This is a genomic window from Thiococcus pfennigii, from assembly GCF_016583835.1.
GTDB lineage: Bacteria > Pseudomonadota > Gammaproteobacteria > Chromatiales > Chromatiaceae > Thiococcus > Thiococcus pfennigii.
This window is the reverse complement of the sequence record NZ_NRRW01000015.1, coordinates 74,976-81,189: the sequence shown is the minus strand read 5'-3', so window position 1 is coordinate 81,189 and position 6,214 is coordinate 74,976. Positions and strand designations below refer to the sequence as shown.

The following is a 6,214-nucleotide window of genomic DNA, read 5'->3' as shown; positions in this document are numbered from 1 at the left end:
CGCCGAAGCGAGCCCGTATTCACCTTTAACTGCTTGTTTATTCGCCGATTTGCCCGCGCTTGTCACACCCTTTTTGTCATTGCCGCCGCATGGCATTCGTCAATAAGCTTTCACTAATATGCGCGTTCATTAGTGTTTGCTTATATTATGATCTCGCTATGCGGAAATGAGAAACTTCAGTCGGGATAAGACTTCGCCCTTGATCTCAGTGCTGCTCCTGGCCGAGATGTCATGCAGGGCGTAGCTGAACTGCGGCACATAGGGCGCGAGGGCCTCGGGCAGCGGGTCGATCAGGTCGTGGAAACACGCGGGCGCCCGCCAGTGCGCCTCGCCGTGATAGAGCACAAGCGGGTAGATGGGCGGCAGGGTCTTGGCCTTGGGATGCTGGTCGCGGTAGAGCTCCCCGCTGGCGACGATGTAACGCAAGAGCTGGAGCAACACCCAATGGTCGGGCTGGCTCTTGTGCTCGAGCCCGAGGTCGGGTTAGGCGCGCTGGCACGGCGGTTGGGGCAAAAGAAAGGATTGCGCGCGCCGTAACCCGACAGGGGCCTCGGAGCCGCGTTGCCGGCCGTCGGGTTACGCCCCGCGGGGCTAACCCGACCTACGGCCCCGGCGATATCGGCACGACCCGTCGTTAGGTGCGCCGGCACGGCGGTCCCGTTAAAACAATCGATTGCGCGCGCCGTAACCCGACAGGGGCCTCGGAGCCGCGTTGCCGGCTGTCGGGTTACGCCCTGCGGGGCTAACCCGACCTACGGGCCGACGGGCCGCGGCGCCGTGCGAGGGGGCGGGGTCGCGGGCGCTTCGTCGACGGCGACGGTGTCGAAGAAGGCGTCGGCGCGCAGCTCGGCCAACGGCGGCAGGTCGTTGAGGGAGCGCAGGCCGAAGTAGTCGAGGAATCGGCGGGTGGTCGCGAAGAGGGCCGGCCGGCCGGGGACGTCGCGGTGGCCGACGACGCGGATCCATTCCCGCTCCAGCAGCGTGCGCACGATGTTGGTGCTGACGACGACGCCGCGGATCTCCTCGATCTCGCCACGGGTGATGGGTTGACGGTAGGCGATCAGGGCGAGGGTCTCGAGCAGGGCGCGGGAGTAGCGCGCCGGCTTCTCTTCCCATAGCCGCGCCACCCAGGGGGCGACCTCGCGGCGCACCTGGAGGCGATAGCCGCCGGCGACCTCGACGAGTTCGATGCCCCGCCCCCGGCAGTCCATCTCCAGCGCCGTGAGGGCCTCGCGCAACGCCTCGCGCGTCGGGCGCTCATCGTCGCCGAAGAGCGCCAGCAGCCGATCGAGGGCCAGCGGCTCGCCGGCGGCCAGCAGGGCGGCCTCGACGATCTGGACAAGCGGCGGCCGGCTCATGCGGCCTCGTACGCACGGCGGCGCACGTGGATCGGCGCGAAGGGCTCGGCCTGCACCAGCTCCAGGCTCGCCGCCTTGATGAGCTCCAGGAGCGCGAGGAAGGTGACGACGACCCCGGCGCGCCCCTCGCCGAGCTCGACGAGCGACACGAAGGGGACGAACGCGCCATCGGCCAGCCGATCGAGCAGGCGCGACATCCGCTCGCGCACCGACAGCGCCTCGCGCGCGACCTGGTGGCTCGTGAAGTGCTCCGCCCGCGCAAGCACGCCGTGCATCGCCGCGAGCAGCTCGCGCAGATCGACATCGGGCGGGAGCCGCTGGATGTAGCCCGGCGGGATCGACACGGCCACGGCGAAGAGGTCGCGCTCCAGCCTGGGCAGGGCATCGAGGTCTTCGGCCGCCTGCTTGAAGCGCTCGTACTCCTGCAGACGCCGAATCAGGTCGGCACGCGGATCCGCGTCCTCGTCGCACTCCCCCCCCGGGCGCGGCAGCAGCATCCGTGACTTGATCTCGGCGAGCATCGCGGCCATCACCAGGTATTCGGCGGCGAGCTCCAGGCGCGCCTGCTTCATCAGCTCCACGTACTCCATGTATTGGTCGGTGATGGCCGCGATCGGGATGTCGAGGATGTCGAGGTTCTGCCGCTTGATCAGGTAGAGCAACAGGTCGAGCGGCCCCTCGAAGGCCTCGAGGAAGACCTCCAAGGCATCCGGCGGGATGTAGAGGTCCTCGGGGAGCTTGAAGAGCGGCGCGCCCCGGACCAGCGCGCACGGGGCCTCGGAGAGGTCCGGCTCGGCGGTCACGGTGCCGGCGGGGAGCGCGGTCAGGAGCCCACCAGCGACATCGCGCGGCGCACCTCGTCCATCGTCTCGCGCGCCACGGCCCGGGCGCGTTCGCAGCCTTCGTTGATGAGGGTGCGCACCAGCTCTGGCTGCTGGGCGTACTCCTGGGCACGCTGCTGGATCGGCACAAGCTCGGCGAGGACCGCATCGATGACCGGCTGCTTGCACTCCAGACAGCCGATCCCGGCGCTACGGCAGCCTTCTTGCACCCAGGTGCGCACCGATTCGTCCGAGTAGACCTGGTGCAGCGACCAGACCGGACACTTCTCCGGCTCGCCCGGGTCGCTGCGGCGCACCCGCTGCGGGTCGGTCGGCATCGTGCGCAGGGCCTTCTCCACCGCCGCCGGCTCGTCGCGCAGCGAGATCGTGTTGTTGTAGGACTTCGACATCTTCTGCCCGTCGAGCCCGGGCATCTTCGAGGCCGCGGTCAAGAGCGGCGCCGGCTCCGGCAAGATGACCCGCCCGCCGCCCTCGAGATAGCCGAACAGGCGCTCGCGGTCGCCGAGGGTGATGTTGGCCTGGGTCTCGAGCAGCGCGCGGGCGACCCCGAGGGCCTCCTGGTCGCCCTGCTCCCGGTAGCTGCGACGCAGCCGATCGAAGAGCTGGGCGTTCTTCTTGCCCATCTTGCGCTTGGCCTGCTCGGCCTTCTCCTCGAAGTCCGGCTCGCGCCCGTAGATGTGGTTGAAGCGCCGTGCGACCTCGCGGGTCAGCTCGACGTGGGCCACCTGGTCCTCGCCGACCGGCACCAGGCCGGCCTTGTAGATCAGGATATCGGCGCTCTGCAGCAACGGGTAGCCGAGGAAGCCGTAGGTCGCCAGATCCTTCTCCTTGAGCCGCTCCTGCTGGTCCTTGTAGGTCGGCACCCGCTCCAACCACCCGAGGGGGGTGATCATCGACAGCAGCAGGTGCAGCTCGGCGTGCTCGGGCACCCGCGACTGGATGAACAGGGTCGCGGCCCCGGGATTGATGCCGGCGGCGAGCCAGTCGATGATCATCTCCTCGATGCTCGCCGGGATCCGCGACGGGTCTTCGTACTCGGTCGTGAGGGCATGCCAGTCGGCGACGAAGAAGAAGCACTCGTACTCGTGCTGGAGTTCGAGCCAGTTCTTCAACACCCCGTGATAGTGGCCGAGGTGCAGGCGACCGGTCGGTCGCATGCCGGAGAGGACACGGGCATTCTGAGCGGTGACGGGGGCCAAGGATCGCTTTCCTCTTGAAGATTAGGGCGTCTGCTGCAACAGGCCGGCGACGATCGCGAGCGCCGCGGGGCCGCCCGGGAGCAGCTCGATCAGGCCGTGCATCACCGGCCAGAGCAGGCCGCCGAGCACGCCGAACACGAGCAGGGCGAGCAGCAGGATGAGGCCGTAGGGCTCGAGCCGCGCGAACGCCATTGCCCAGCGCGGCGGCAGCAGGGCCGTGAGCACCCGGCCGCCGTCGAGCGGCGGCAGCGGGAACAGGTTGAGCACCATCAGCAGGACGTTGATCAGCACGCCGGCGGCGCCCATCAGCAGCAGCGGCGCGGCGAGCCACGGGACGGCCGCGCCGAGGGCCAGGCCGAGCTGGACCATCAGGCCCCAGAAGAGGGCCATGACGAGATTCGCCCCGGGGCCGGCGAGCGCGACCAGGGCCATGTCGCGGCGCGGGTCGCGCAGGTTGCGCCAGTCGACCGGCACGGGTTTGGCCCAGCCGAACAGGAAGCCGCCCAGGAAGAAGGTCGCCACCGGCACCGCCAGGGTGCCGATCGGATCGACGTGCTTGAAGGGGTTGAAGGTGACGCGCCCGAGTTGGCGGGCCGTCGGGTCGCCCAGCCGGCTCGCGACCCAGCCGTGCGCGGCCTCGTGGGCCGTGATCGCGAAGAGGACCGGGATGACCAGGACGGCGGCGAGTTGGATGGCGTTGATGGACTCCATGCCCGGATTATACGGGTCCTGGCCCTATTCCTCGAACAGGCGCGGATCGCCCTTGCCGACCCGCAGCAGCACCGGCGTCTCCTGCGTCATGTCGACGACCGTCGTCGGCTCCAGGCCGCAGAAGCCGCCGTCGATGATGAGATCGACGCAGTGCCCGAGTTCCTCGCGCATCTCCTCGGGGTCGGTCAGTGGACGGTCGGCGCCGGGCAGGATCAGGGTCGTGCTCAGGATCGGCTGATCGAGGGCCTCGAGCAGCGCCCGGCAGATCGCGTTCTCCGGCACCCGAATGCCGATGGTCTTGCGCTTCGGATGCAAGAGGCGGCGCGGCACCTGCTTCGTCGCCTGGTAGATCACGGTGTAGGGGCCCGGTGTGAGGTTCTTCAGCAGCCGGAAGGCCTGGTTGTCGATCTTCGCGTAGGTCGTGATCTCGGAGAGGTCGCGGCAGACGAGCGTGAAGTTGTGCTTGTCGTCGAGCCGGCGGATGCGACGGATGCGCTCCATCGCCGACTTCTCGCCGATCTGGCAACCGAGCGCATAGGAGGAGTCGGTCGGGTAGACGATGACGCCCCCCTCGAGCAGGATCTCGACGGCGCGGCGCACGAGGCGCGGCTGCGGGTTGTCCGGGTGGACCTCGAAGTACTGGGCCATGTCGTCCTCGTTGCCGCTCATGCACCGCAGGCGGCGCGCGGCGCCGGTGCCTGGTGCCAATCCCGCCAGATCGGCGTACAGCCGGACGGCAATGCCGGCAGCCGGCCGAGCTCGACCCAGGGGTCCTCGGGGCCATGATAGTCGGAACCCGCCGAGGCCAGGAGCCGCTCCTCGCGGGCGTAGCGGGCGAAGACGAAGGCCTCGTCGCGGCTGTGGCTGCCGGAGATGACCTCGATGCCGGCCCCGCCCAGCTCGCGAAAGGTGCCGATCAGGTTCAGCATCTTGGTGCGCGTGAGCCCATAGCGCCCCGGATGGGCGATCACCGCCTGGCCACCGGCGGCGCGGATCCAGCCGACGGCCTCCTCGAGCGAGGCCCACTCGCTGGCCACATGGCCGGGCCTGCCGCGCACCAGGAAGCGCTTGAAGACCTCGGCGACGCTGCGCGCGCGGCCCAGGCCGACGATGAGGCGGGCGAAGTGGGTGCGCCCGACGAGTTGGCCGTGGGCGAGCGCCCGGGCACCATCGTAGGCGTCGGGGATGCCGTGCGCGGCGAGGCGCCGGCCGATCTCGCGGGCACGCCAGTCGCGGTAGGCGAGCTGGCGCGCGAGCCCGGCGTCGAGCACCGGGCAATGACGATCGATGTGCAGGCCGACGACGTGGATCGTGCGCCCACCCCACGTGACCGAAACCTCGACGCCGGGGACCAGCGTCAGGCCGAGGGGCGCCGCGGCGCGCTCGGCCGCGGCCAGGCCGGCGGTCGTGTCGTGATCGGTGAGGGCCAGCACCTCGACGCCGGCCGCGGCCGCGCGGGCGACGAGTTGTTCGGGGGGAAGCGTCCCGTCGGACGCTGTCGAGTGACTGTGGAGGTCTGGGGTCTGAGGCATGGACGTATTCTACCCTCTTCATCGCGCCGGGCGTCGCGCGAAACGGCCCCCTCGGCGTGCTCGTCATGCGGGCTTCGGCGCAACGCCGCCTGCCGGGCCGCAACGGCCGGCAACGCGGCACCCGGCAGAGGCCCATGTCGGGTTACGGCGCGCGCGGGCCTGTTCCTTCTCGGCGACCGCCGTGCCAGCGCGCCTAACCCGACCTACGGGCCGTGCCGGTCTTCGCCGGGACCGTAGGTCGGGTTAGCCCCTCAGGGCGTAACCCGACGGCCGGCGATGCGGCGCCCGGCAGAGGCCCATGTCGGGTTACGGCGCGCGCTGGGCTGGTCCTTCTCGGCGACCGCCGTGCTGGCGCGCCTAACCCGACCTACGGGCCGTGCCGATATCGCCGGGGCCGTAGGTCGGGTTAGCCCCTCGGGGCGTAACCCGACGGCCGGCGATGCGGTGCCCGCCGAGGCCGCTGTCGGGTTACCACGCGCGCCAGGAGTTGACAGCCGGGCGCGCGATCGACGTCAATGGGCACCCACCGGTCGCGACGCGACGGTCTCGCTCGATGCCGGTCCGCCCTTGTC

At 69.9% G+C, this 6,214-nt stretch carries 6 protein-coding genes and 1 pseudogene; all 7 read right to left on the bottom strand.

The window, feature by feature from the left end; translation table 11 throughout:
• Window positions 1–156: 156 nt before the first annotated feature.
• Window positions 157–459 (bottom strand): annotated as a pseudogene (locus CKO41_RS07500) (Rpn family recombination-promoting nuclease/putative transposase); the annotation flags it as partial.
• A gap of 293 nt (window positions 460–752) precedes the next feature.
• On the bottom strand, window positions 753–1,358 hold the full coding sequence (gene scpB / locus CKO41_RS07495; protein ID WP_200249676.1) for an SMC-Scp complex subunit ScpB: 606 nt from the start codon (window positions 1,356–1,358) through the stop codon (window positions 753–755).
• Window positions 1,355–2,161 carry a segregation and condensation protein A gene (locus tag CKO41_RS07490; protein ID WP_338113710.1) on the bottom strand — a complete coding sequence of 269 codons (807 nt, stop codon included), beginning with the start codon at window positions 2,159–2,161 and terminating at the stop codon, window positions 1,355–1,357. Before CKO41_RS07490 ends, scpB begins: the two co-directional genes overlap by 4 nt.
• Window positions 2,162–2,181: 20 nt before the next feature.
• Window positions 2,182–3,399 carry a tryptophan--tRNA ligase gene (locus CKO41_RS07485; RefSeq protein ID WP_200381702.1) on the bottom strand — a complete coding sequence of 406 codons (1,218 nt, stop codon included), beginning with the start codon at window positions 3,397–3,399 and terminating at the stop codon, window positions 2,182–2,184.
• A 21-nt stretch (window positions 3,400–3,420) separates the two neighbouring features.
• Entirely contained in the window at window positions 3,421–4,110 is a 690-nt protein-coding gene (locus CKO41_RS07480; RefSeq protein WP_200249678.1) for a site-2 protease family protein, read from the bottom strand.
• A 24-nt stretch (window positions 4,111–4,134) separates the two neighbouring features.
• Window positions 4,135–4,758: an L-threonylcarbamoyladenylate synthase gene (locus CKO41_RS07475; RefSeq protein WP_200249699.1), complete on the bottom strand. Its 624-nt coding sequence runs from the start codon at window positions 4,756–4,758 to the stop codon at window positions 4,135–4,137.
• Between the two features lie 17 nt (window positions 4,759–4,775).
• Complete coding sequence (locus CKO41_RS07470) at window positions 4,776–5,642, bottom strand: PHP domain-containing protein (RefSeq protein WP_200249679.1); 867 nt, start codon at window positions 5,640–5,642, stop codon at window positions 4,776–4,778.
• Between the last annotated feature and the right edge of the window lie 572 nt (window positions 5,643–6,214).